This is a genomic window from Agrobacterium sp. M50-1 (assembly GCF_049843495.1).
GTDB classification, from domain to species: Bacteria; Pseudomonadota; Alphaproteobacteria; order Rhizobiales; family Rhizobiaceae; genus Agrobacterium; species Agrobacterium radiobacter.
Window position 1 is genome coordinate 1 of the sequence record NZ_JBBHZH010000021.1, and the last position, 1,259, is coordinate 1,259.

The 1,259-nt window shown below is 62.0% G+C and carries 1 protein-coding gene and 1 pseudogene; both read right to left on the reverse strand.

Annotated elements, in window-relative coordinates:
* On the reverse strand, nucleotides 1-813 hold an 813-nt coding region (locus WDZ78_RS23280), incomplete at its 3' end, for a recombinase family protein (protein ID WP_425674407.1).
* Between the two features lie 153 nt (nucleotides 814-966).
* Nucleotides 967-1,259, reverse strand: a pseudogene (locus tag WDZ78_RS23285) (hypothetical protein); the annotation flags it as partial.

Below are 1,259 nucleotides of genomic sequence, written 5' to 3' on the forward strand. Positions count from 1 at the left end.
CTCCGTCACGACCCATTCGCTTTTGTCGTTGAGGCGGGCGGTGCGGCGTTCGGTCTCCGGGTTCTTGCGGTAATTTTGCTTGTTCCAGACGATCCGGCCGACATAGAGTTCGTTGTGGAGGATGCCGGCCTTCCGCTTGCCGTCACCACGGATCGTGTCGTCGCGCCAGTACTTGTGCTGCGGTGCAGGGATATGGCGTGCATTGAGGCTCGCGGCGATCGCCGCGGGACTCACGCCATTTGCATATTGCTCGAAGATCCAGCGCACGATCTCTGCCTGATCAGGCTCGATCTCGCGCAGGCCCCGGATACGGTCACCGTTGGCGTCGCGCTGCTGGCCGAGGCGGTAGCCGTAGGAGAGGCGGGTCGTTGCAGTGCCCTTGCGCGCCGCTGTCTTCATGCCTTCTCGTGTGCGGAAGCGACCTTGCTCGACCAGTTCGTGACTGAGCGTGGAGCGCATATGCAGCTCGATATGGCTGATCTCCTGCCCGGCCTGGACCGTCCAGATCGCCGTGTCGTGGTAGCTGAGTTCCTTGAGGATTTTTGAGCTGTGCTCGACGTCACGCGACAGCCGGTCGACGGTGACACAGAGCACGACATCGATCCGCTCTCGCTTTACATGCGCCAGTAGTTGCTGGATGCCGGGACGCGATGTGAATGAGGTTCCGCTGATTGCGGAGTCGGCATAGGTCTCGACCAGCCTCCAGCCCCTGTCGGCGACAAACGTCTTGCCGAGTTCGATCTGCGTTTCGATCGACACTTCGTTCTGGCGGTCGGTGGAGTAGCGGGCATAGAACAACACAGTCTTGGTCATCGGGTCTCTCGTATCGAGATTAAATTAGGGACATGGTAACCGGCGGCGGGGGACTTGAGAGCCCCTCCGCGATGCCGGGTCATCATGGCCCGGTATGTGTGGGGTGCCGGCGGCAATAATTGCCGCCGATGAAGTGCTGCTTCTGAGCGCTGTTCAGTAACCCATCGTGGTGCGGTAGGCCGCGGCCGCATCGGTGTTGCCGCGAATCCAGCCATGCTCCTGAAGTTTGAGAAGGCTGTCGACGACGCCATCGCGCGCGCCGCACCACGTCCAGCCGGATTCGGCGGGGCGGATAATGAAGACCTCGGTGGCTGTCACCTTGATCCGCATTGCGCCGGTCTCCGCCTTGACGGCTTCGCGAAACAGGCGATCCAGTTCCTTGATCCGGCGTTTCTGTTCGGCCGTCAGGTGCGCCGGCTGGACGCGGGACGGGGTCTTCGACGGGA